At 62.6% G+C, this 23,561-nt stretch carries 23 protein-coding genes and 1 riboswitch; of the genes, 1 reads left to right on the forward strand and 22 read right to left on the reverse strand.

Annotation, left to right across the window (positions count from 1 at the left end; genetic code table 11):
- Positions 1-56: 56 nt before the first annotated feature.
- The 20 genes from A9D60_RS02295 to miaB form a co-directional block, all read right to left on the reverse strand.
- Positions 57-959, reverse strand: a complete 903-nt coding sequence (locus A9D60_RS02295) for a metal ABC transporter substrate-binding protein (RefSeq protein ID WP_065266115.1) — start codon at positions 957-959, stop codon at positions 57-59.
- 109 nt (positions 960-1,068) lie between these two features.
- Positions 1,069-2,619: an alkaline phosphatase family protein gene (locus tag A9D60_RS02300; protein WP_065266116.1), complete on the reverse strand. Its 1,551-nt coding sequence runs from the start codon at positions 2,617-2,619 to the stop codon at positions 1,069-1,071.
- 143 nt (positions 2,620-2,762) lie between these two features.
- Positions 2,763-3,518: a maleate cis-trans isomerase family protein gene (locus A9D60_RS02305; RefSeq protein ID WP_065266117.1), complete on the reverse strand. Its 756-nt coding sequence runs from the start codon at positions 3,516-3,518 to the stop codon at positions 2,763-2,765.
- A gap of 15 nt (positions 3,519-3,533) precedes the next feature.
- Entirely contained in the window at positions 3,534-4,700 is a 1,167-nt protein-coding gene (locus A9D60_RS02310; RefSeq protein ID WP_065266118.1) for a M24 family metallopeptidase, read from the reverse strand.
- Positions 4,693-5,883: a diaminopropionate ammonia-lyase gene (locus tag A9D60_RS02315; RefSeq protein ID WP_065266119.1), complete on the reverse strand. Its 1,191-nt coding sequence runs from the start codon at positions 5,881-5,883 to the stop codon at positions 4,693-4,695. Before A9D60_RS02315 ends, A9D60_RS02310 begins: the two co-directional genes overlap by 8 nt.
- A 2-nt stretch (positions 5,884-5,885) precedes the next feature.
- On the reverse strand, positions 5,886-7,031 hold the full coding sequence (locus A9D60_RS02320) for an amidohydrolase (RefSeq protein ID WP_065266120.1): 1,146 nt from the start codon (positions 7,029-7,031) through the stop codon (positions 5,886-5,888).
- 142 nt (positions 7,032-7,173) lie between these two features.
- Positions 7,174-7,698 (reverse strand): hypothetical protein, encoded by a 525-nt coding sequence (locus A9D60_RS02325; RefSeq protein WP_065266121.1) that lies wholly within the window; start codon positions 7,696-7,698, stop codon positions 7,174-7,176.
- A 221-nt stretch (positions 7,699-7,919) separates the two neighbouring features.
- Positions 7,920-8,552: a (d)CMP kinase gene (locus tag A9D60_RS02330; RefSeq protein WP_065266122.1), complete on the reverse strand. Its 633-nt coding sequence runs from the start codon at positions 8,550-8,552 to the stop codon at positions 7,920-7,922.
- Positions 8,549-9,895 carry a 3-phosphoshikimate 1-carboxyvinyltransferase gene (gene aroA, locus A9D60_RS02335; RefSeq protein ID WP_065266123.1) on the reverse strand — a complete coding sequence of 449 codons (1,347 nt, stop codon included), beginning with the start codon at positions 9,893-9,895 and terminating at the stop codon, positions 8,549-8,551. Before aroA ends, A9D60_RS02330 begins: the two co-directional genes overlap by 4 nt.
- An 86-nt stretch (positions 9,896-9,981) precedes the next feature.
- The gene (gene trmB, locus A9D60_RS02340) at positions 9,982-10,758 is read right to left on the reverse strand and encodes a tRNA (guanine(46)-N(7))-methyltransferase TrmB (RefSeq protein ID WP_065266124.1); all 777 of its coding nucleotides are present in this window, start codon (positions 10,756-10,758) and stop codon (positions 9,982-9,984) included.
- A gap of 71 nt (positions 10,759-10,829) precedes the next feature.
- Positions 10,830-11,570, reverse strand: a complete 741-nt coding sequence (locus A9D60_RS02345) for a hypothetical protein (protein WP_254656606.1) — start codon at positions 11,568-11,570, stop codon at positions 10,830-10,832.
- A complete protein-coding gene (locus A9D60_RS27195; protein WP_302621837.1) occupies positions 11,570-11,698 on the reverse strand; it encodes a hypothetical protein in 129 nt (42 codons plus the stop codon). The genes A9D60_RS02345 and A9D60_RS27195 overlap by 1 nt, the downstream gene beginning before the upstream one ends.
- A gap of 128 nt (positions 11,699-11,826) precedes the next feature.
- Complete coding sequence (metK, locus tag A9D60_RS02350) at positions 11,827-13,008, reverse strand: methionine adenosyltransferase (RefSeq protein ID WP_065266125.1); 1,182 nt, start codon at positions 13,006-13,008, stop codon at positions 11,827-11,829.
- 6 nt (positions 13,009-13,014) lie between these two features.
- Positions 13,015-13,063, reverse strand: a riboswitch (SAM-SAH riboswitch).
- A 61-nt stretch (positions 13,064-13,124) separates the two neighbouring features.
- Positions 13,125-14,624, reverse strand: coding sequence for an apolipoprotein N-acyltransferase (gene lnt, locus A9D60_RS02355; protein ID WP_065266126.1), 1,500 nt, complete (start codon positions 14,622-14,624; stop codon positions 13,125-13,127).
- Positions 14,621-15,520, reverse strand: coding sequence for a hemolysin family protein (locus A9D60_RS02360; protein WP_065266127.1), 900 nt, complete (start codon positions 15,518-15,520; stop codon positions 14,621-14,623). Before A9D60_RS02360 ends, lnt begins: the two co-directional genes overlap by 4 nt.
- A 22-nt stretch (positions 15,521-15,542) precedes the next feature.
- The gene (ybeY, locus tag A9D60_RS02365; protein WP_065266128.1) at positions 15,543-16,055 is read right to left on the reverse strand and encodes an rRNA maturation RNase YbeY; all 513 of its coding nucleotides are present in this window, start codon (positions 16,053-16,055) and stop codon (positions 15,543-15,545) included.
- A 76-nt stretch (positions 16,056-16,131) separates the two neighbouring features.
- Entirely contained in the window at positions 16,132-17,142 is a 1,011-nt protein-coding gene (locus tag A9D60_RS02370) for a PhoH family protein (RefSeq protein WP_065266129.1), read from the reverse strand.
- A 141-nt stretch (positions 17,143-17,283) separates the two neighbouring features.
- Entirely contained in the window at positions 17,284-17,589 is a 306-nt protein-coding gene (locus A9D60_RS02375; RefSeq protein ID WP_065266130.1) for a hypothetical protein, read from the reverse strand.
- A gap of 12 nt (positions 17,590-17,601) precedes the next feature.
- The gene (locus A9D60_RS02380) at positions 17,602-18,180 is read right to left on the reverse strand and encodes an OmpA family protein (RefSeq protein ID WP_254656607.1); all 579 of its coding nucleotides are present in this window, start codon (positions 18,178-18,180) and stop codon (positions 17,602-17,604) included.
- A 276-nt stretch (positions 18,181-18,456) separates the two neighbouring features.
- On the reverse strand, positions 18,457-19,779 hold the full coding sequence (gene miaB / locus A9D60_RS02385; protein ID WP_065266131.1) for a tRNA (N6-isopentenyl adenosine(37)-C2)-methylthiotransferase MiaB: 1,323 nt from the start codon (positions 19,777-19,779) through the stop codon (positions 18,457-18,459).
- A 126-nt stretch (positions 19,780-19,905) separates the two neighbouring features.
- Here miaB and A9D60_RS02390 point away from each other — a divergent pair, with 126 nt between their 5' ends.
- Entirely contained in the window at positions 19,906-20,775 is an 870-nt protein-coding gene (locus tag A9D60_RS02390) for a hypothetical protein (RefSeq protein ID WP_065266132.1), read from the forward strand.
- A gap of 169 nt (positions 20,776-20,944) precedes the next feature.
- Here A9D60_RS02390 and A9D60_RS02395 read toward each other — a convergent pair whose 3' ends face one another.
- Together A9D60_RS02395 and A9D60_RS02400 are read right to left on the reverse strand one after the other, a co-directional pair.
- Entirely contained in the window at positions 20,945-22,462 is a 1,518-nt protein-coding gene (locus A9D60_RS02395; protein ID WP_065266133.1) for an ABC transporter permease, read from the reverse strand.
- An 11-nt stretch (positions 22,463-22,473) separates the two neighbouring features.
- A complete protein-coding gene (locus A9D60_RS02400) occupies positions 22,474-23,523 on the reverse strand; it encodes a quaternary amine ABC transporter ATP-binding protein (protein WP_065266134.1) in 1,050 nt (349 codons plus the stop codon).
- Positions 23,524-23,561: the final 38 nt, after the last annotated feature.

Genomic DNA, 23,561 nt, shown 5'->3' on the forward strand with positions numbered 1-23,561 from the left:
TGAAATGAAACGCCCCGCAACATCAGCTGCGGGGCGTCCGGGTTTGAAATGCGGTCTTAGTTGGTAACCTCTGTCAAACCGCGGGCAACGGTTTCCGATGTGACCTTGAGCAGATCCAGATAGGTGGGCACCGGGCCGTCCGCCTCGCTGAGCGAGTCGACATAAAGCTCCCCGCCGTAGGCCACGCCGGTTTCCCGGGCGACCTGTTCAGCCGGGGCGGTGTTCACTGTGCTTTCGCAGAACACCACCGGGATGTCATTTTCGCGCACACTGTCGATGACGCTGCGCACCTGCTGAGGGGTGCCGACCTGATCCGCGTTCATCGGCCACAGGTACAGTTCTTTCATGCCGAAATCGCGGGCCAGGTAGCTGAAGGCGCCTTCGCAGGTCACCAGCCAGCGCTTGTCTTCGGGAATCTCCGCGATGGAACGGCGCAGCGGCTCGATAGTGGCGCGCAAACGGTCTTTGTACTCGCCTGCGTTCTTGACATAGACCGCGGCGTTTTCCGGGTCATGCTCGGCAAAGGCTTCGACGATGTTGTCGATATAAATCAGCGCGTTATCCAGGCCCATCCAGGCGTGCGGGTTCGGCTTGCCTTCGTAAGAGCCGGCCGCGATCGGGATCGGGTCGATGCCGTCGGTCAGGGTGACAGAGGGCACATCCTGCATGTTAGACAGGAATTGCTCGAACCACAGCTCCAGGTTCATGCCGTTCCACAGGATCAGGTCCGCATCGGACGCCCGGACAATGTCGCGCGGGGTCGGCTCGTAGCCGTGGATCTCGGCGCCGGGTTTGGTGACCGAGACGACCTCAGCCGCGTCACCCGCCACATTGGCCGCCATATCGGCCAGAACGGTGAAAGTGGTGACGACCTTCATCTTGTCTCCGGCCATTGCCGCGCTGGCGGCAACGGCCATGATGGCAGCAACGGATACGGTCTTGAGCAAATTCGGAAACATCCGATTCTCCCTTTGAAGGCACAGTTGACGTACTGTTATTGCAAATCATTCTCAACTGTCAATGAAATTGAGAATGATTTGCAAAAGCGGGACGCTCCTGCCTGACGGCTTACTGCGGATACCGCGGCCTGCTGCGGGGGCCGTCACCCGTGATGGCTGTAAGCGACAGCGTATGATCCATATTTTTCATCCGGTGCCGCAGCATGAGCCGGGTCAGCCGGCTAAGGTCACTTGCATAAGCTGCCTGCCCGGCCACGTTCTCCATTTCTCCCTGCCCCTCACTGTCAAACAGCATCGGCGGCAGGTCGGCGGCGAACTCTACTAGGGTGAACCTCTCATCCCGCAGAATGCCCAGGCAAGAATCGCTGGCGGTGGTGCCCAGCTCCTGCTGCCACAGGGTCGGCTCCAGCGGATCCGAGAAGTCCAGCTCCGAGAAGGAATACTGCCGCCAATCCTGTGGCGCCTTCCCGCGCAACAGCGGCAGCAGCGACCGTCCGTCCATGGAGTTCGGCACCTCCTGCCCTACCCATTCCAGGATGGTCGGCGTCACGTCGACTGACTCGGTAATGTGATTGAGGCTGGTGCCTGCGTGCTCCTCGTTACCCGGCATCCGGATGATGAGCGGCGTGTGAAAGGCGGCGTCATAGACCGTCATCTTGCCCCAAGAATGCCGGTCGCCCAGCATCTCGCCATGGTCAGCAGTCAGCACAACCATGGTGTTGCCGTACTGCCCGCTGTCCTTCAGGAACCGGATCACGCGCCCGACATGATGATCCACTTCCGTTGCAAGGCCCAGGTAGACCGCACGCAGGGTTTGGATGTTTTCATCCGTCGGCTCCAAATCCGGGAAGCCCTCGACAAAGCTGGCGGCGGTGCTCTTGCGCAGCAGCGGACCGAAGAAGGGGTGCTGTGCGCCTTCCTCTTCCGGCTTTGCCAGCCGCCGCGGCAGCGGCAGGCTGGCCGGGTCGTACATGCTGTTAAAGGGCGCCGGCGCCACCAGCGGCGGATGCGGGCGGATGTAGGTCAGATGCGCAAACCAGCTGTCCTTGCCGTGGGCCGGCATCGTATTCAGGAATGAGTTTGTGAGGAAGGCGGTATCGCTGTCCTCTGCCGCATACAGCGCCGGATCATTCAGCCGGGGTGCGCCGCCCTCGGGTGAAACCGGCTTGTAGACGTCCCAGTAGTTTTCGAAGTCATAGCCCTGGCGCATCAGATGCGACTGCCACGGGTAGGACATCTCCAGCCGCATCTCGGTCACTTCATGAAACCCGTTCATCGGGTATTCGTAAGTCCGTAACGCCGGGTCGTTGGCGTCAAAAGCGCGGGGGTCCTGCGATGTGTCGGTATAGCCGAACAGCATCGGCAAATAGCCGGCCTTGCGCATCTCGGTGGCGATATTCGGTGTATCGTGGCGCAGGGGCGTGCCATTGCGGACCGAGCGGTGGTTCATGGCGTACTGCCCGGTCAGGATCGAGGCGCGCGACGGCCCGCAAGGGTTGGTTACCGAGAAATGCCGGTTGAACGATACCGCCTCCTGCATGAAGGCGCGGATGTTCGGCAGGTCCACATGCTCTGCCAGCGCGCCCGTCAGGCAGTCCGCGCGCAACTGGTCAATGATGATGAACAGGACATTCCGGTTTTCGGGGCGTGCGGCAGGCATCCGGGCTTCCTCGCTGGAGCAAATCAGGTTTCCGGAGACAATCTGTGGCAGCCTGCGCGCGGATTACAAGCGCAGACTGTACCGCTCCCGTGGGGCAGCCTGCCGCAGGTTGCCAGCTGGCAATTCCCTGACAATTTTAGCGGTCAGCCTGCCATGGGCAGAGTGAACAGCTTACCGAACTGCGGTTGAGGATCTGTCACGCCTGCCAGCCGCAGCATGTGCCAGCCCAGCGCCTGGTTGCTGGAGATCACTGGCACACCGGTCTGCGCCTCAATCTCAGGTATGATCCGCAGGCAACGCAGGTTGGTACAGGAGATCACGATCGCATCGCAGTCTCCCTGACCGGCGACCTGTCTGGCTGCTTCGGCAATGGCCGCCTCGGTGATCCGGGCCACAACCCGGTCGTCCATCTGCTCAAACGAGCCGAAACCTGCAATTTCAAACCCTGCCGCTTCCAGCTTGGCGCGCATCTGCGCCGAAACCTCTGGAAGGTACGGCGTGACAAATCCAAACCTGGCAGCGCCCAGCGCCTTGCCGGACGCAATGATGGCAGCCAGCGGGTCGGTCACCTTGGCATTCGGCAGAACGGTCTGAACCGCCTCAGCCACTTTGGCGGAGCCGATCACGGTCGAGGCCGAGGTGCAGCCATAGCCGATCACATCGAAGTCCGGAGTGGAGGGAAACAGCCGGGTCGAGGCCGGCAGATCCGCCTGCATCTGCGCCAGCGTCTCAGGCCGCACCTCAGGCACCATCGGAATGCGGCTGTGATAGAGCGCCACGCCCTCCTGCGCCATCATCCGGGAGAATTCAGGCTCCAGTGTCTCGTCGGTTTCCAGCACAATCACGCCTAAGGTGGCGCGGGTGCCGATGCCTGCGTCCGTCTCATAGGGGAGCTTCATGGCCCGGGGCCTCCTTCAGATCACCGGCAGTTCCGGCGCGGCACGGACGGTCAGCAGTTCAGCGCCACCCGCACGCACCACGATGTTTTCTTCATGCACCATGATACGGCCATCGCCGTAGCCCAGCGAGGGTTCAAGCGTCAGCACCATGTTCTCTTCGATCACCGTCTCGTCAAAGGCGGCATGGGAGGGCCATTCGGTCAGCTGCATTCCCAACCCATGGCCGAGCCGCCCAACGTCGCCGCCCTGATCGTCCATTTCCGCAATCACCGACTGCATCGCCTGGAACAGGTCACGGCAGGTGGCACCGGGTTTGGCGGCGGCAATGCCGGCCTCTGTCGCGCGCCACAGCACATCATGGGCGCGGCGCGACAGGTCGTCGGCGCGGCCGATGGCAAAGTTGCGGTCGAAGTCACAGAAATAACCATCCCAGGTCGCGCCGGTATCCAGCATCACGATGTCACCAGCCTGCAGCGGCCGCGTGGTCGGCGGCGAAATCACGTCGCTGTAACCGCCCTGATCGGCACCGCCGACCAGATAGGGCACATCGTCTGCGCCCTGCGCCAGCGCCTCGCGCCGGAAGGCGCGGAACAGATCCTCGAACGGCAGACCCTCGCGGGCGATCTGCGGCACCTGGGCAAAGGTGCGGGAGCCGATACCGCAGATATGCGCCAGCTTTTCGATTTCGGCGGAAGACTTCACCATCCGCAGGCCCCGGACCAGCGGCGTGGCATCGGCCACGTTCAGCCCGGGCAGCCCTGCCATCAGCCGCTCGTAGTCGCCCAGCGGCATCCTCAGCGAGGTCTCGTGCCCTTTCATCAATCCGATGGAGCCGCCACGCCCGGCAATCGGCGACAACAGTTCTGTCAGCAGGCTGATACCGTCGTCCTGCGGCGCAGGCGCGCTCCAGGTGCGGATGTCCTCGATCCAGGTCCGGCGCATAAGGTCGGCGCCGATCTCCGGTATGATGGCAATGGGCTTGCCTGCAAGCGGCACGAACAGGAACCAGGGCCGGGTCGGGCTTTGCCAGAACAGCGTGTGGAAGCCACTGAAGTAGCGCACTTCCGGCTCGGTCAGCAGCAGCAGCCCGTCGAGCCCCTGCGCCGCCATCAGCGCCTGCGCCTTATCGGTGCGGGCGGCGAATTCAGCCTCAGGGAAACCGCGCGCGGGCTCTTCAGACATCGCCCTTACCTTCCATGATCGCGGCAAAGATCGCCGGGTCGGTGACACCTTCAGAGCCGATCAGCAGCACGCGGGAGGTTTCGTCCAGCCCCAGGGTTTGCTTCATTTGCGCCGACTGGCAGGCGGCGATCAGGGCAGACAGGCCGGCCACCGCGCTTTCGCCTGCCTCCACCTCCGGGTCGCCGGATTCACCATTGGCCAGCAGCCGCACCGCGGGGGCCACGATGCTGTCGGGGATGGTCACGAAATCCGCGGCTTCCTCGGCCAGGATTTCCCAGGCCATTTCCGAAGGCTCGCCGCAGGAGAGGCCAGCCATTATGGTTTCTTCCTGAATGGCAAAATTGGTGGCCTTGCCCGCCTTGGCGCTGTCGAACAGGCAGGCTGCCAGTTCCGGCTCGACAATCACCACCCGCGGCGAAGCCTCGCCGTAGTACTGCCGCAGCGCCGCCGCGACCGAGGCCGCCAGCCCGCCGACGCCGCCCTGCAGGAACACATGGGTCGGCGCCTGCTCCAGCGCCTCGCAGGCCTCGCGGGTCATCACGCTGTAGCCAGCCATAACGTCGCGCGGCGGCTCGGTGTAGCCTTCCCAGGAAGTGTCAGAGACCACGAACCAGCCGTTTTCCTCCGCCTCTTTCTTGGCCAGAAGGACGGATTCGTCATAGTCGCCCGTGATGCGGATTACTTCGGCGCCCAATTCACGCATCGCCACAGCGCGCCCCTCGCTGACCTCAGCGTGGATGTAGATGCGGCAAGGCGCGCCGAAGCGCTGGCAGCCCCAGGCTAGCGAGCGGCCATGATTGCCATCCGTGGCAGAGACCAGGGCGATCCCGGCGCAGGCGTCCTTGTGGGCTCCGTTGCGGATTTCCTCCAGGCTGACCTCCCGGCCCAACTGCTTGCTCAGCTCCCGCTGCAGCACCCGCAGGGCCGCATAAGATCCGCCCAGCGCCTTGAAGCTGCCAAGGCCGAACCGCGGGCCCTCGTGCTTGTAATCGACACGCGCCACACCGATCTGGCCGGCCAGACCCGCCAGGGACACCAGCGGCGTCGCCTCATAACCCTCCCAGGCGGTGATTTCCGCCTGCGCGTTCGCAAAATCCTGTTCGGACAAGACCGAATAGGCGGCCTCGCCGGTGTTTGGGTTTCCTGCCGCGTGGCGGATGGCAACGTCAAATTTCTCAAGCATGGTCAGTCCTTTCCCACGGGCAGCCGGTCACGCACGAGCTGCACCCAGAACTCTGCACCGATAGGCAGCAGAGCGTCGTTGAAATCATAGTCCGCCGAATGCAGCGGCTGGCCGCATGGCCCCTCTTCGCCGTTGCCCAACAGCAGGAAGCAGCCCGGAACGGCTGCCGAGAAATGAGCGAAATCCTCGGAAAAGCTCATTGGCGGGCGGTTGCGGACCACATCGCAGCCTGCAGCCTCGCCCGCACGGTAGACAGCCTCAACCGGCCCGTCGGCGTTGATAGTCTCGACGAACTCGGTATTGAAGCTCACATCAGCCTCGACCCCATGTGTCGCGGCAACACCACCTGCGATCTGGCGCATGAAGCACTCTATCGCCTCGCGGTCTTCGGGAACCCGCGCGCGCACGTCGCCTTTCAGAACCGCATGGCCCGGCAGCACATTGCGTTGGCCGTCGGTCAGAAACTCGGTCACAGATACCACCGCCCCGGACCCAGGCGCCAGTTTGCGCGATACGATAGTCTGCAGCGCCAGCACCATTTCGGCACCGACAGTGATGGTATCCACCCCTGCCTGCGGCATTGAGGCGTGGCCGCCTTGGCCTTGAATTGCGATTTCAAACAGGCTCTCGCTGCTGCAAATCTGGCCGGAGCGGGTTGAGATCTGCCCGACAGGCGCACCCGGAAGATTGTGGATCGCATAAATCTCTTCAATCGGGAAACGTTCCAGCACTCCCTCGGCAATCATCGCCTGGGCACCCAGCCCGTGTTCCTCGTTCGGTTGGAAAATCAACACGACGGTGCCATCGAACCCCTGCTCCTGCACCAGCCGTTCAGCAGCGCCCAGGAGCATTGCCATATGACCGTCATGGCCGCAGGCGTGCATCTTGCCCGGCGTTTCCGAGACATAGCCGTGTGTTGAGCCTTCGGTGATCGGCAGCGCATCCATGTCCGCCCGCAGGCCGATGGCACGGTTTCCGTTGCCAGCCCGCAGCAGCCCTATAACGCCAGCGCCTTCATGCACCTCCAGCCCCAAGTTGCGCAGATGCTCCGCAACCTTCGCCCTGGTGCGCTCCTCCTGAAAGCCAAGCTCAGGGTGGCGGTGAAAATCCCGGCGCAGTGTGGTCAGGCGGTCCAGAAATGTGGTCATGCGCGCGCTCCAAGCCGTTTGCAGCGACATTAGGCTGCGAACTGTGACTTGGCGCATAGAATTCAGGCCATCAGGAGACGATTTTCATCCTTGTTTCAGCATTTCGTGTCGAAACTCGTACTTGTGCCTGAGGCCACTGCCGTTAGATTTCCTCACCCTTTTCCAGCAGTTCCTCGATCAGCTGCCGCTGGATGCCCGGACTGTCACCTCCGCCGAATTGCAAGGCTCCGCCGGTGTAGAGCGTGCCGTAGGTGCGTGCGATATTGACCGTCTGACCCAGCGAAGAAATTAGCTGATCCTTCTTCAGCGGCGACAGCGGATGAATGAACACCGCCCACAGCTGCCCCTTGGCCACCGCATAGCGTGCGTCCAGGGCGGTGTCGAAATTCGCCTGCATCATCCGCATCAGTTCCTCTGCCGTCAGCCCCTCAGACGGGCGAAGCGGCACCATCGCCCGCATCCGGTCTGCCGCTGGATCCGTGACAACCAGCATCGGAACATCCGAGATTGTGAGCTGGAAACCACGCCCGACCGGCTGCGCTGCATCGTCAAGGGCAAAGAGGATCCGGCCCAGCCGCTCATAGCTCATCGGCGGCTCGGGTTCCTCCTGCGCCAACGCAGGCGCCGCCAGAATACCCGCCAGCAAAATTGTCCTCAGCCAAGCCATGGAAACACTCCTTTTCAGCATTCCCTCTCAGGCTAATGCGCTCCTGCCCAAGCCGCTATGCACAGATAGGTGAGCCGCGAACCGCTGATGCAGCGTGCAGTTGGAAGCGTTCTGCACAATCAGCCGAACGGACAAAAGGCGGGCGAGTCTGAAACTTCGTCCTGTCCACCGCTGGACCGCAGCTGGTGCGTCAGCTGCAGGCCTTGCCGATCAACTGGCCCTTAGGGCAGTTTCTCGCCTGCCTCGCGGCGGGCCTCAATCACGGCCATCGCCTTGGCCAGTGCTTCCTCGATGCTCAGATCGCTGGTGTCGATCAAAATCGCATCCGCCGCCGGGCGCAGCGGGGCCTCGGCCCGGTTCATGTCACGGTCGTCACGGGCCTTCACGTCACCCAGCACTTCCTCAAGGGTTGTCACCTTGCCTGCCGCGGCCAGTTCCAGGAACCGGCGCCGGGCGCGCACTTCAGCGCTGGCGGTGACGAAGAACTTCACCTGCGCGTAGGGGCAGATCACGGTGCCGATATCACGCCCGTCCAGCACCGCGCCGCCTGCCCGCCGGGCAAAGGCGCGCTGAAAATCGACCAGTGCGGCGCGCACCTCGGCGATCACCGCCACCTTGGATGCGGCCTGCGCCACCTCCGGCCCGCGCAGATCGTCACGCGCCAGATCCTCTGGTGTCAGGTTCTGCGCGGCCTCTACCGGTGCGGCACCATCCAGCATCCTGGCCCCGACCACCCTGTAAAGAAGGCCGGTATCCAGATGGCCGAAACCATAGTGGGCCGCGAGCGCCTTGGACAGTGTGCCCTTTCCAGCGGCGGCGGGGCCGTCGACGGCTATGGTGAAGCTCTCGCTCATGTGCGCTCCAGCTTGGCGCCGAGGCTGCCCATCAGGCTCTCAAAAATCGGGAAGGAGGTGGCGATCGGGCTGCCGTCGTCGACAGAGACCGGGTTCCTTGCCCCCATGCCCATCACCATGAAGGACATGGCGATACGGTGGTCCAGGAAGCTCTCGCAGGTGCCGCCGCCGGGCACGCCATCGATGCCCAGGCCGGTGACCTCCCACCAGTCCTCGCCTTCTTCGACGGTGACGCCATTGGCGCGCAGGCCCTTGGCCATCGCGTCGATGCGGTCGCTCTCCTTGACCCGCAGTTCCTTGACGCCCGCCATCATGGTCTTGCCTTCCGCGAAGGAAGCCACAACCGACAGCACCGGGTATTCGTCAATCATTGAAGCTGCGCGCTCCGGTGGTACTTCGATGCCCTTCATGTTCGGCGAGTACTTGGCGCGCAGATCGGCCACTGGCTCGCCGCCCTCTTCGCGCATGTTCTCGAAGGTCAGGTCGGCACCCATGTCCTGCAGGGTGTAGTAGAGGCCCGCGCGGGTCGGGTTCAGGCCGATGTTCGGCACCAGCACGTCAGAGCCTGGGGTGATCAGTGCGGCACAGACCGGAAATGCAGCGGAGGACGGATCGCGCGGCACGGCGATTATCTGCGGTTTGAGCTCAGGGCGGCCGGTCAGGGTGATGACGCGGCCCTCATCGGTTTCTTCAGTGGTGATCTCTGCGCCAAAGCCTGCCAGCATCCGCTCGGTATGGTCGCGGGTGGCTTCCTTTTCGATCACCACGGTTTTTCCGGGCGCGTTGAGGCCGGCAAACAGTACCGCGGATTTCACCTGCGCCGACGGCACCGGCACCTCGTAGCGGACCGGCACCGGATCAGCGGCGCCAACGATGGTCATCGGCAGGCGGCCGCCGGAACGGCCAACGGACTGGGTGCCGAACAGCGCCAGCGGGTCAGTCACACGTGCCATCGGGCGCTTGTTCAGGGACGCATCGCCAGTGAAGGTCGCTGTAATCGGAGAGGTCGCCATCACCCCCATGATCAGCCTCACTCCGGTGCCGGAATTGCCGCAGTCGATCACGTTGTCCGGTTCCGCAAAACCACCGACGCCGACGCCGAACACCGACCAGCTGCCGCCGCCGTGGTTCACCACCTCTGCGCCAAAGGCCTGCATCGCCTTGGCTGTGTCCAGCACATCCTCGCCCTCCAGCAGGCCCGAGATCTTCGTCTCCCCCACCGACAGCGCGCCCAGGATCAGCGAGCGGTGCGAGATCGACTTGTCGCCGGGCACCTCTGCCACGCCCTTGAGCGGGTCAGCACGGTGAGAGGTCATCGGGATGGGCGTGCCGTGTCCGGACATGGGGCTTCCTTCGTCTGTCGGTCGTTCGTCTGTTCGTTTGCGCTATCGGTAACGGATTGGATCTGGCCGGTCCAGCGTAATTGGCCTTACCCCAGGCGGCGGAAGGTCAGGTAATGCGGGGTGCGCCCCTCGCGCAGGGCCTTCTGCTCATAGCGGGTGGAGATCCAGTCGTCCCACGGCTGGCGCCAGTCATTCGGGCCTTCGGCCAGCCATTCGAAACCCGCTTTCGGAACCTCTTCCAGCGTTTGCCGGACGTAGTCGGGGATATCGGTCGCAACACGGAAGATTGCGCCGGGCTTAAGGCAGCGGGCCAGCGGCTCCAGATGCTCCTGCGTCACAAACCGGCGGCGGTGGTGGCGGGCCTTGGGCCAGGGATCGGGGTACAGCAGAAAGGCACGGGAAATGGACGCCTCAGGCAGCACATCCATCAGGTCGCGCGCATCGCCGGGGTGCACGGCGATATTGTCCGCGCCCGAATTGCGGATTTTGCCCAGCAGCATCGCCACACCGTTGATGAAGGGTTCGGCGCCGATGATACCCGCGTCCGGATTGCTGACGGCCTGATGCACCAGATGCTCGCCGCCGCCAAAGCCGACCTCCAGCCAGACATCCTTGCCGCCGAACAGCGCTCCAAGATCCAGCGGCGTGCGGTCCGGGTTTTCCTCCCAGCCGACGGCACCGGGGCTGAGGCTCGCCAGATCCTCATCCAGGTACCGTTTCTGGCTGTCCTTCAGGGTCTTGCCCTTGAAACGGCCATAGAAGTTGCGCCAGGGCGCGCCGCTGGCGTGTTTGTCGGCCGCATTTTCTGCTGAGGGCCGGGCATCCTTGGACTGGTCGTCGCGGGGCTTCTGGTCGCCGGACATGCGTCTGGCCTCCTGTTCAGGGCATCTACGAAAAAGGCTGGCCGCTCCTCTGCCGCAAGCAAGCCGCCGGGTCAACCCGGCGAAGGCAGCTGCCCTGCATCCGAAGGCAACAGCTGTGCAGGCGGCTGGCCAGGGAGAAGGCCCTGTTCAGTATCCTCCTCTGGAAGACCGGGCCGGAACTCCCGCAGTACCCCCGCCGCGATCAGGCGCAGCCTGCTCGGGTACCATTCCCGGTCTGAACCGGTGCGCAGAGTCTCGATTGCAAAACCGGGGTCAACCCCACGCGCCACCATATAGCTCAAATGGTCGTGAATCTCGCGCTGTGTGTCTGCATAGATCCATGCGCCGAACTCGAACGGTGTTGCCCAGCGCTGTTCCTTGCGTTCACTCCGGTAATAATCATGCACAGCCGGGGCGGGCCAACTCCGCTGGTGAAACCCGATCCGCGAGTCCTCGGTCATACGCCGCCGATTGCCGGCCAGGAACACATCGACACAAGCGCTGACACATTCCCCGTCAACCAGAGTATCCAGATCATAGGCCATCACCAGCCCGGCGATTTCCTCGCCACCGTACACGCTGCCGCCCACACTATTGAGTTGCAGTTCGGAAATGGCTGGATTCTCCGCCAGAATGCGGCGCAGCCGGTCGGCGTCCACGTCAGTGATCTCTGCGGCTTCCCCCGGCTCCTTAATGTCGGTGTCATAGACAAGCGTGGTGCCCTGCAGGCTGAATTTGCGCGGCAGTGTGTCCTTCGCGGCCAGTTGCAGCGGCAAGAGCAGACAAAAGAGAATGCACATCAAACGCAGCATCACGCCCCCGGTGGCTGGTTATCACCCCCCGTAGTATGGCGCAGCCTGCCCGTATGCTCCAGATTTTTCAGCGCAGCAGAATTGCCCAAGATTTCCCGCGCAATATGTGCTTCAACTTTCTTGGTCATAGCGCACCGCCGCGGGCTTTGACCGATTGAGAAGCGGGGCATTCTTGAAGGCAGCGGCGGAGGCAAGGGCCTGACCTGCATAGAAAAAGCGGGCCTTCCGGCCCGCCTTGGTTCTTTTGAGCGCTGTCTCAAACTGCCTTTTTCAGAGCCTCAACCAGGTCCGTGCGCTCCCAGCTGAAGCCGCCGTCGGCTTCCGGATCGCGTCCGAAATGGCCATAGGCTGCAGTGCGCTGGTAGATCGGTTTGTTGAGGCCGAGATGGGAGCGGATGCCACGCGGGGTCAGGTCCATAACCTGGTCAATTGCGCGTTCGATCGCCGCCGGATCAACCTCGCCTGTGCCATGGGTTTCAGCATAAATCGACAGCGGCTTGGAGACGCCGATGGCATAAGACAGCTGGATGGTGCATTTCTCAGCCATGCCCGCGGCCACCACGTTCTTGGCCAGATAACGCGCAGCATAGGCGGCCGAGCGGTCCACCTTGGTCGGATCCTTGCCGGAGAAGGCGCCGCCGCCGTGCGGAGCCGCGCCACCATAGGTGTCGACGATGATCTTGCGCCCGGTCAGGCCTGCGTCGCCATCCGGGCCGCCGATCACGAATTTACCGGTCGGGTTCACGTGCCACTGGGTGGCATCTGTCAGCCAGCCTTCGGGCAGGGTTTCGCGGATGTAAGGCTCGACAATGGCGCGGATATCCGCAGAGGTCAGGCTTTCGTCCAGATGCTGTGTCGACAGCACCAGCGAGCTGACCCCAACCGGCTTGCCATCTTCATAAACCACCGACAGCTGGGATTTCGCGTCCGGACCAAGCACCGGTTCGGTACCGTTCTTGCGCACTTCGGCCAGACGGCGCAGAATCGCATGGCTGAACTGGATCGGGGCTGGCATCAGAGCGTCGGTTTCATTGGTGGCAAAGCCGAACATGATGCCCTGGTCGCCGGCGCCTTCGTCCTTTTCACTGGAAGCGTTGACGCCCTGTGCAATATGGGCGGACTGTTCGTGCAGCAGATTTGTCACTTCCACGGTTTCGTGGTGGAACTTGTCCTGCTCGTAGCCGATGTCCTTGATGCATGCGCGGGCGATGTCTTCAATCCGGCCCATGTAATCGTGCAGCTTGTCCTGATCGGACAGCCCGACCTCCCCCCCGATGACAACACGGTTCGTGGTAGCGAAAGTCTCAGCCGCCACGCGCGCTTCGGGCTCTTCCGCCAGGAAAGCGTCGAGAACCGCGTCGGAAATGCGGTCGCAGACCTTGTCCGGGTGGCCTTCGGAAACCGATTCCGAAGTGAAGGTGTAGTTCGTACGGGTCATGAAAAGTGCTCCATTGGTTTATCCATGCCACGCCAGGAAGCCGTTGTGGCAGGTATCAAGCCGCAGTACGCGGCCCATCCGCGCGGGTCAATCTATATTCCAATAGAGTTAAGCTGCTATGACCGCGGCGCAAGAGCGCGGGGCAGAAAGATTGCCGCACCTGCAATAAAGAAACACAGCAGCAGAACCGGCCAGTCCCCGGTCCGGCTGTAAAGCGTCGGCGGCAGCGGAGCAGGCAGAGCTGCATCGATAAAGCCTGCCTCTCCCAGCGGCAGCTGGTCCATCATCGCCCCGTCCGGCCCAATCATGGCCGAGACACCGGTGTTGGCTGCCCGGATTATCGGCAATCCCTGCTCCAGTGCCCGCATCCGCGCCTGTACAAGGTGCTGATAAGGGCCTGAACGGGTGCCGAACCAAGCGTCATTGGTGATCTGCACCAGCATGTCCGGACGGGTATCGGCGGCGTTCACATCCTGGGGGAAGACTGCCTCATAGCAGATCAGCGGCAAGGCACTGCCAATGGGCAGTTCCAACACCCGGGCACCCGGGCCAGCGGCGTAACCTGCCCCGGCCTGGGAGGCGAACCCGTGGATCCCGAAGCGGGCCATAAAGTCGCCAAAGGGCACATACTCCCCGAACGGCACCAGATGCGCCTTGTCATATGCAGCGGCTGGCAGCCCGTCTGAATCCAGAAGCACCGCAGAATTATAGTAGGCACCGCCCTCCTCTCGCTGGATACCCAGCAAGACCGGGACACCGCCGGCCCGTTCGGAAATGGCCTGAAGCGTGTCTCCGGCATAATTCAGCAACTGCGGCACCGCGGTTTCCGGCCAGACGATCATGTCAGGTCGCGGCTCCTCGGCTGAGAATGCCAGCGCACGGCGGACGAACTCCCACCTGTGTTCAGGGTGCCATTTCAGGTTTTGCGGCGCATTGGGCTGAACGATACGCACGACACGATCCGTCCGCACGGTCTCCCCGGGGGCGGGAACTCCAACAGCTGCAGCCAACGCCAACCCCAGCGGCAGCAAGGCGGCTGCAGGATGCGTCCGTAGCAATGCGAGCGGCAAAAACGCCACAAGCGTCAGCAGCGCCAGCCCCTGCGGCCCGGTCCACGGCAGCAGATTGGCGGCTGGCGTATCAATCCAGAACTGGCCGAATGCGGCCCAGGGAAAACCGGTCAGCAGATAGGCGCGGGCAAATTCTGCCAGCGACCATAGCGCCACCAGCATCGGAAGGCGCACCACCCCACGGCTGAGACGGGCGGAAATGCCAAAGGCAGCCCCCCAAAAAAGAGCAAGGCCAGCGGCAAGGAAGACCAGCGCAAAGGGGGCCATCCAGGCGTGGCGTTCGGGGTCGACCTGAAACGGCTCAATGATCCAGGAGAGGCCGAAAGTGAAATACCCCAGTCCGAACAGCCAGCCTGCCAGAGCAGCGGTGCGGGCGGACGAAGCATGCAAAATCAGCCAGCCAGCCGCGGCCAGCGCGAACGGCAGCCCGATCAGCATGTGCCAGGGAGCCAGCGCCAAGGACAGCAGCGCACCGCTGCCAAGAGCCAGCCCCGCCAGGGCTAGGCGAAGCTGGCGCGCAGCCTGCCGCAACCCCAGTGACATCATGCAGCGGCGTCCGGCAGCCGCACCCGCAGCCGCTTGATCCGGCGCGGGTCGGCATCCATGACTTCAAACTCGGCGCCTTCGGGGTGTTCGATCACCTCCCCGCGGGCAGGCACCCGGCCGGACAGCATGAAGACCAGCCCGCCAAGCGTGTCGATCTCTTCCTCGTCCACGTCATCGTGGCTGGTCAGCGAATGGCCGGTCTCAGCCTCGAACTCCGGCAACGAGGTGCGGGCCAGCGCGATGTAGCAGCCGGGTTTTTCCTCGAACCAGGTCTGATGTTCGTCGGCGTCATGCTCATCCTCGATCTCGCCCACCACCTGTTCGATCAGGTCTTCGATGGTGACCAGCCCGTCCACACCGCCGTATTCGTCGATCACCAGCGCCATGTGACGGCGTTCAGCCTGCATCTTGGTCAGCAGAACCCCGATCGGCATCGAGGGCGGCACGAACAACAGCGGCCGCAGCATTTTTGACAAGTCAAACTCAGAGGTGCCGCCGTTAAAGCCGTGTGTCAGCGAGAAATCCTTGAGGTGAACAAAGCCCAGCGGCGTGTCGAGTGTGCCCTCGTAAACGGGAATGCGGGTGAAGCCGCTTTGCCGGAAAATGCCGACCAGATCATCCTTGGCGACAGTGACCGGCACAGCGGCAATTTCGGCAGAGGGGATGGCGACGTCTTCAACCCGCATCCGGCGCAGGTTAATCATGCCATGCGGAGCAGTGCCCGGCGCTGGCTGTTCGCCGCCGGTGTCCTGTCCGTCCTGCGGATCGGGGCTGAACACGCTGCGCAGCCGCGTCCACAATCCGGTATTTTCAGAAGCCGGCGCATCCGCCGCCGTGCCATTGATGTCCTGCAGCGCGCCTTGCGCCGCGTTAGAACTGCCTTCTATGTCGCCCATCTTTCCATTCCAAAAACCCCGGTTACGGGGCGTCCTCACTTATATATGGGTTCGCGATACCCAGTTTGCCAAGTAGCAGGATCTCAATCCCTTCCATCAATGCGGCATCGCGGTCACGAATGTGATCATAGCCCAGAAGATGCAACAGTCCGTGAATGATCAGATGGCGGGTATGATCGGCCAGGGGTTTCCCCGCCTCGGCAGCTTCGCGGGCGCATGTGTCAAAGGAGATGGCAATGTCGCCCAGCGGGATTTCCCCAGTAAAATCAGCCTCTGGCCGGAGCGGCGTGCCGCCGTCTTCTTCTGCTGCCAGCTCCTCTGCCGGCCAGCTGAGAACGTTGGTAGGCTGCGGCTTTTCGCGGAACTCAGCGTTCAGGTCCGCAACACGCGGATCATCGCAGGCCAGCAGCGAAATTTCGCACATCCCGGCGTCCAGGCCAAAATGCTCCAGAACAATTGCAGCGGCCTCTTCCGCCAGCGCCGAAAGTCCGGCGTCCTGCCAGCGGCTGTCTTCGATGGTGATGTCGAGCGTCATGGTACGGTTGCACAAACGGGGGACAGCCCCCGCACCCCCGGAGTATTTTCACAAAGATGAAGCCCGATTGCTTTTTTCAGGCCGGTGTCGAATCCGCGTCATAGGCTTCAATGATCGCGGCCACAAGCGGGTGACGCACCACATCGCGGGCGGTGAAGTAGTTGAAGCTGATCTTGGGGATGGTTTTCAGCAGCCGCTCAGCGTCGGCCAGGCCCGACTGCACTCCACGCGGCAGGTCCACCTGCGAGCGGTCGCCGGTGATCACCATGCGCGAGCCCTCGCCCAAGCGGGTCAGAAACATCTTCATCTGCATGGTGGTGGCGTTCTGCGCCTCGTCCAGAACCACAAAGGCGTTGGACAGCGTGCGGCCGCGCATGAAAGCCAGCGGCGCAATTTCGATCCGCTTGTCCTCGATCAGCTTGGCCAGCTGCTTGCCCGGCAGGAAGTCATTGAGTGCATCGTAGAGCGGCTGCATGTAGGGGTCGACCTTGTCCTTCATGTCGCCAGGCAGGTAACCGAGCTTCTCCCCGGCCTCCACTGCGGGGCGGGACAGGATGATGCGGTCGACATGGCCGGTGATGAACATGGAAACGCCCACAGCGACGGCCAGATAAGTCTTGCCGGTACCAGCGGGGCCGATACCAAAGGCCAATTCGTGTTCAAACAGGGATTGCACATAGGCTTTTTGCGCCTCGGTGCGCGGCTCTACCAGTTTCTTGCGGGTCTTGATCTCCACCCGGCCGCCGCGGAACATCTGCAGCTGTCCATCGGGCTCGGCATCGTCGCTGTCCGCTCCCATGCGCAATTCGCGGTCAATGTCGCCGCTTTCGACACTGCGGCCGGTTTCCAGGCGGTCATAAAGTGCCGTCAGCACTCCTGCAGCCTGCTCCCGCGCGGAATGCTCGCCCATTACGGACAGCTGATTGCCGCGGCGGACAATCTGTACCCCCAGTTTTTGTTCAATGTCAGCCAGGTTGCGGTCATATTCGCCGCACAGGTCGATCAGCAATCGGTTGTCAGGAAATTCCAGCAGCACTTCGTGGGTTGCGGTCTGGGTCTGCGGGTCATTCAGGGCGCTGATGGCCAAGCTGATCTCCTCAATCTGGCGTTGCCCCTTCAGTCTGCATCTGCAGCAGCGTTTGCGCAAGCAGGCGCTTCGCAAAATCACATTTTTGAAACAAAAACAGCCGCCCCTGAGGGCGGCTGCAAATCAGGCAAGACTCAAATTTCAGATCGGGTCGCCAAAGGTCGAACCGTCCTTGAACGGGCCGGTCGCCAGGGTGGGCGGAATGTCGCTGTTGCAGACCGGCTTCCCGTCGGGCGTGCGGCGCAAGTCGGCGTAGCCCTCAAGGCCATCGTCGATGATCCAATGTTCACAGCCGTTCGGGTCAACCCAGATACCGGCCGTCAGGTTGGACAGATGATTGTTGCTGCCATCGCCAACGTGGGCATCACGGGTTTTATCCAATGCTTCGGTGCAGGCTCCAAGCAGGGAAATCACCGCAACAAGACCAAGCGTTCTTTTCATCATCATGATTTTTTCCCCTCAGCGCAGGCAATAGATTTCGACACGGCGGTTCTGCGCCATGTTGGCCGCGCTGGTGTTGGGCACCCGCGGATCGCGCTCGCCGTAGGCCCGCACGCCTGCAATACGCGCACCGGCCGAACGGCCAACCGCAGCCACGGCATTTGCACGGCGCTCGGACAGGCGGATGTTGTATTCATCCGACGCTCTGCTGTCGGTATGGCCTGCAACGATGAAAGAGCGCGCACCGTTGCTCCTCGCCTGCTGGAAGAACTGGCGCAGGCGCTGTTTGCCTGCTGCATTGATGTAATGCCTGTCAGTGGCAAAGAACTGGTCCGTCGGCATCACGCCGCAGATATTGCCGCGGCGGCAAACGGGTTTGCCATCTGGTTTCACATGCGGAGTCATATAGCCTTCAGCGCCATCGTCCATCACCCAGTGCTCACAGCCATCCGGGTCGACCCAGATGGTCGGCACATAGCGTTCGCCTTTGATGGTTCGCTGCTGTGATTGGGCGCTCGCAGGCGCAGCGGCGATGCTGAGCGCAGCCGCGGCAGCAGCGGCCAGCGCAATCGCCTTGTGCAGTTTAAATGTCAACACAACCGAAATTCCTTCACCTAAGTCCCCCCAGGGAGCTGTCTCAAACCTGGCCACCCCATAGGCCATAAGAGTAAATCTATCTGAATTTAAGTTAAAACGTTCCCAAAATCGGACGAATGCACAAGCAGATTAAACGCCTTCGCAGGACACTCCGCTCAGCTCCCGGGAATTGTTGCTGAACGCGAAGCAATCGCGCCAGGAGAATTTTCCGGAGCGCCCCGGACTTGGGACTGCCCCGGCCCGCCGCCGGGGCGATTCGCCGAGCGGAACAAGGTCTCAGCTGATCAGCTCACCTGCCAGGGAGTTTGCTCCGGAAGACACAATACGCACCCGGGCAAGTTCACCAATCCCGCGGCTGCAATCAGCGACATGCACAGCATGCAGGTAGTCGGATTTCCCCACCATCTGTCCGGGCAAGCGTCCCGCCTTTTCAAACAGCACCCCGACTTCACGGCCAACCATGCTGTCCTGCACTTCGCGCTGCTGACGGGTCAGCAAGGCTTGCAGGCGCTGCAGCCGGTCATCTGCCGCCGCCGAGTCCACCTGCGCGCGCTCCGCCGCGGGGGTGCCGGGGCGGGTCGAGTATTTGAAGGAATAGGCAGTGCCGTATTTCACCTCCTCCACCAGGTCCATGGTGGCCTGGAAGTCTTCCTCGGTCTCTTCCGGAAAGCCGACAATAAAATCGCCGGAGATCAGGATGTCGGGACGCGCGGCGCGGATGCGCTCAATCAGGCGGATGTAGCTTTCGGCGGTATGCGAGCGGTTCATCCGCTTGAGGATCTTGTCGGACCCCGCCTGCACCGGCAGATGCAGATAGGGCATCAGCTTGGCACAGGTGCCATGCGCCTCGATCAGATCGTCCTGCATGTCGTTGGGGTGCGAGGTGGTGAAGCGGATGCGCTCCAGCCCGTCGATCTTGTCGAGTTCCCAAATGAGCTGCGCCAATGTCAGGTCACCGTTCGGGCCTGCGCCGTGATAGGCGTTCACGTTCTGGCCCAGCAGGGTGATTTCGCGCACGCCGCGCTCCACCAGATCCTGCGCCTCGCGCAGGATACGGTCTGCCGGGCGCGAGACTTCGGCACCGCGGGTATAAGGCACGACACAGAAGGCGCAGAACTTGTCGCAGCCTTCCTGCACCGTCAGAAACGCCGTCGGGCCGCGCTTGGCCTTGGGGCGGTTTTTCAGTTTCTCGAACTTGTCTTCCTCGGGAAAATCGGTGTCCAGCACCTTCTCACCTGCCCGCGCCTTGGCCTCCATCTCCGGCAGGCGGTGGTAGCTCTGCGGTCCGACAACCAGATCGACCAGCGGCTGGCGGCGCATGATCTCCTCGCCTTCGGCCTGGGCAACGCAGCCGGCGACACCGATCTTCAGATCCGGTTTCTCTGCCTTCAGCCCTTTGAAACGGCCGAGTTCGGAATACACCTTTTCAGCCGCCTTTTCGCGGATGTGGCAGGTATTGAGCAGGATCATATCGGCGTCATCTGCCGATTTCGTCTCAATGTAACCTTCCCCGCCCAGCGCCTCGGCCATACGTTCGCTGTCATAGACATTCATCTGACAGCCATAGGTCTTGATAAACAGCTTTTTCGGGGCGCTCATGCAGGTCAGCCTTCCAGCCAGGGTGGGTAAACAGCGGCTTGCAATACAGGCAAATGCCGCTGCTTGCAATGGAGCGGCATTTACCCGATTTTGACTGCAAAGGCCAGAAAGGCAGGGCAGACCAGCATGATGTATTCCTCGCTGAAGGATTTCCTGAAACAGGGCAAACCACTACTGGCCAAGGGACCGGTGGCGCTGGTCTTCATTGAAGATGAAACAGAGACAGCCACCACACTGCGCCACCACCTTCAATGCGGCTTCAAGGCCGTGGCGGCTTTGATGCCGGATGCATTTGACCTGCCGCCGGATGTGCGCGCCATGGTGCATCGGGTGCCTTTTGACTGCGGATCGGAAGGGGCAGTCACAGGCGCCGTCAATGCCGTTATCGCTGCGGCTGAACCAGGCTGCTGGCTCTACTACTGCTATAACGCGGAATACCTGTTCTACCCGTTTTGCGAGTCGCGCGGGATCGGAGAGATGCTTGCTTTCCACACCGAGGAACGCCGGGATGCGATGCTCACCTATGTGATCGACCTCTATGCCGGCGATCTGAATGCCTGCCCCAGTGCAGTGTCGCTTGAAGAGGCATATCTCGACAAATCCGGTTACTATGCGCAGTCGCGGCAGGATCCGGAAACCGGACACCCGCGCGAGCGGCAGCTGGATTTCTTCGGCGGTGTTCGCTGGCGCTTCGAAGAACACATCCCCGCGGCCAGCCGCAAAATCGACCGGATTTCACTGTTCCGCGCCAAACCGGGTCTGCAACTGCAGCTGGATCACACTTTCAACGATCAGGAATACAACACATATGCGTGCCCCTGGCACCACAACCTGACTGCCGCCATCTGTTCTTTCCGCACCGCCAAGGCGCTTAAGCGGAATCCAGGTTCCACTTTCGATATCGAAACCTTCCGCTGGCATAATTCCGCGCCGTTTGAATGGCATTCGCGCCAGCTTCTGGATCTGGGGCTTATGGAACCGGGTCAATGGTTCTAAGGCGGGCGCATCAATCTCCTCTCGCCGGGTTTTCAATCCCGGCACGCGGTGAAACCCGCCTTCATCTGCCCTCTCGCAAGTTGCATGGTTTTTCAACACAACTGGTGGAGCTTCAGAGCGCCAATTGAAGAAGCCGCACCCTGAGGACGCAGCATGCGGCATCTTCGCATTACCTTTTCCCAGCCACAATCCGGTCGAGGATCAGGGCGCAGAACAAGATTGCCAGACCGGCCAGAATACCTTGGCCGGCGGCGGCATATTGCAGCGCTTCCAGCACATCCTCACCCAGCCCCTTGGCACCGATCAGCGAAGCCACCACAACCATAGCCAATGACAGCAGGATGGTCTGGTTGACGCCGGCCATGATTGTCTTGCGGGCCAGCGGCAGGTCGACCCGCCACAGGAGGTAGCGCGGGGTGGCGCCGAAGGCGAGCGCGGCCTCGCGCACGGTTTCGGGCACCTGCTGCAGGCCCAGCACGGTGAAGCGGATCACCGGCGGGCTGCCGAAGATCATGGTGGCGACCACGCCCGCGGGCTTGCCGGAGCCGATGAAGGCGACCACCGGGATCAGGTAGACGAAGGAGGGCATAGACTGCATGAAATCAAGGACAGGCCGCACCACCGCGAACACCTTGGGGCGGCGGGCGCAGTAGATGCCGAGCGGAATGCCCAAGGTGATCGAGATCAGCGCCGCGGCGCCCAGGAGGGCAATGGTGGTCATCGCCTTTTCCCAGAAGTCCAAGAGGCCCAGGTAGGCCAGTGCTGCGCCGGTGAAGATCGCCACCCTTGCGCCTGCCGACAGGTAGGCCAGCATCACAATGACCAGCGCCACCACCGGCCAGGGGGTATCGACCAGCACCACTTCGATCCAGTCCAGAAGCGTGCGCATGCCGGCGGTCAGCCCGTCGAAGAAGCCGCGCCCGGAGGTCTTGGTCCAGTCGAACGCCGCCTGCACCCCGTCGCCGACGTTCAGCCGCCAGTCGCGGTTGGTGGGGAAGGCGTTCAGCAGCGAGAAGGCATCGGGCATCGCAAATTTCAGCGCCGACAGCACAACCACGGCGGCTGCCAGCACGGCGGAGACGATCAGCCGCGGCAGCGACCAGCCGCTGGCGACGCGGCGGTCGGATCGCCAGCGGGCAAACTGCCCCTCCAGCGTCCAGTTCGCAAGCGAGGACGCCAGAAACTTGACCGCCAGCAGCAGCGCCGCGCCGGCAATCAGGTAGATAGTGCCGCTGGCATTGGCGGCTGCTGCGGCCTGCTGCGCGCCTGCCAGCGCCGCCTCCAGCGACTCTGCCGCGCGTTTCAGAGAGTCCAGCGAGGAGGAACCGGAAGCCTCCGCCGCGGCGATCTGCTGGTGCCGCAGGTCGAGCGTCTGGGCGATCTGCTCGGCGCGCAGGCGGGAGTCCCGGCCGAGGTCGCCGAACAGCCCCATCGCGATCTGGATATAGGCGAGCGTTTCCAGCAGCAGGAAGCCCAGGAACCAGGACCACAGGCCCCGCGCGCCGAACCAAACCGGCCCCAGCAGCGCGGCGGCACGGTTCAGGGTGAAGCGGTAGCCGGGCGCCTCCATCATGTAGGAGAAAACGCGCTGGTAATAGGCCTGCGACTGGCCGGTGAATTCCGCCACCAGCGCATTCAAGCGCCCGGCGGTTTCCGGTTGGATCTGTGATTGGTCGATGTATTTCATCACCCTTCTCCTTACGCCTGACTGTCCTGAATGGCGCGGATCAGGCCCGCGCGGTTGATCACCCCGACGGTGGCGCCATCATCCGCCACCTTGACGATGCCGTGGCCGTCTACTGCCAGCTCCATCAGGTCGCTGAGGTCCATGTCGGGCCGCGCCTCCCTCGCGTCGGCGGGCAGGGCACCGTAGGCGGCCTCGAACTCGGCAACGGGTTTCATCACCGAATGGGCGAAAATCATGTTGAGCTTGGAGATGCCGGCCACGAAATCCGCCACGTAGCCGTCCGCCGGGTTGAGGATGATTTCCTCCGGCGTGCCGATCTGCACGATGCGGCCGTCCTTCATAATGGCAATGCGGTGGCCGATGCGGATCGCCTCATCCAGGTCATGGGTGATGAACATGGTGGTCTTGCCCAGCTTGCGGGACAGCTCCATGAACTGGTCCTGCAGCTGCTTGCGGATCAGCGGATCAAGCGCTGAAAAGGGCTCGTCCATCAGCAGGATCTCAGGGTCGGAGGCGATGGCGCGGGCAAGCCCCACCCGCTGCTGCATGCCGCCCGACAGCTCATGGGCGTATTTGTCCTCCCAGCCCGACAGCTCCACCAGCTCCAGCACCCGGTCGGCTTCCTCCCAGCGGCGGGCCTTGCCGGTGCCGCGGATTTCCAGCGGCATCGCCACATTGTCGCGCACCGTGCGGTGGGGCATCAGGCCGAAGTTCTGGAACACCATGGCAACCCGGCGGTTACGCAGGTCGCGCAGCCCCTCGGCGTTCAGCCCCATCACATCATCGCCATTGATGTAGATATGGCCGTCGGTCGGCTCCAGGAGCCGGTTCACATGGCGCACCAGCGTCGATTTGCCGGAGCCCGACAGGCCCATCACGCAGAACAGCTCGCCGCGTTCGATCTGGAAGCTGGCATCGGCGACGCCAACCACGCAGTTGAACCGCTCCAGCACCTGCGGCTTGGTCAGCCCTTCGGCGTGAATGGCCTTGAGCGCCTCGGCGGAGCGCGCGCCGAAGATCTTCCAGACGCCGCGTGCGTCGATTGCAATTTCCTTTTCCATCCGGACCCCCGTCTAACTTAAGGAAGGTACCCCGGCGG

The organism is Leisingera sp. JC1 (genome assembly GCF_001679925.1).
Taxonomy (GTDB): Bacteria; Pseudomonadota; Alphaproteobacteria; order Rhodobacterales; family Rhodobacteraceae; genus Leisingera.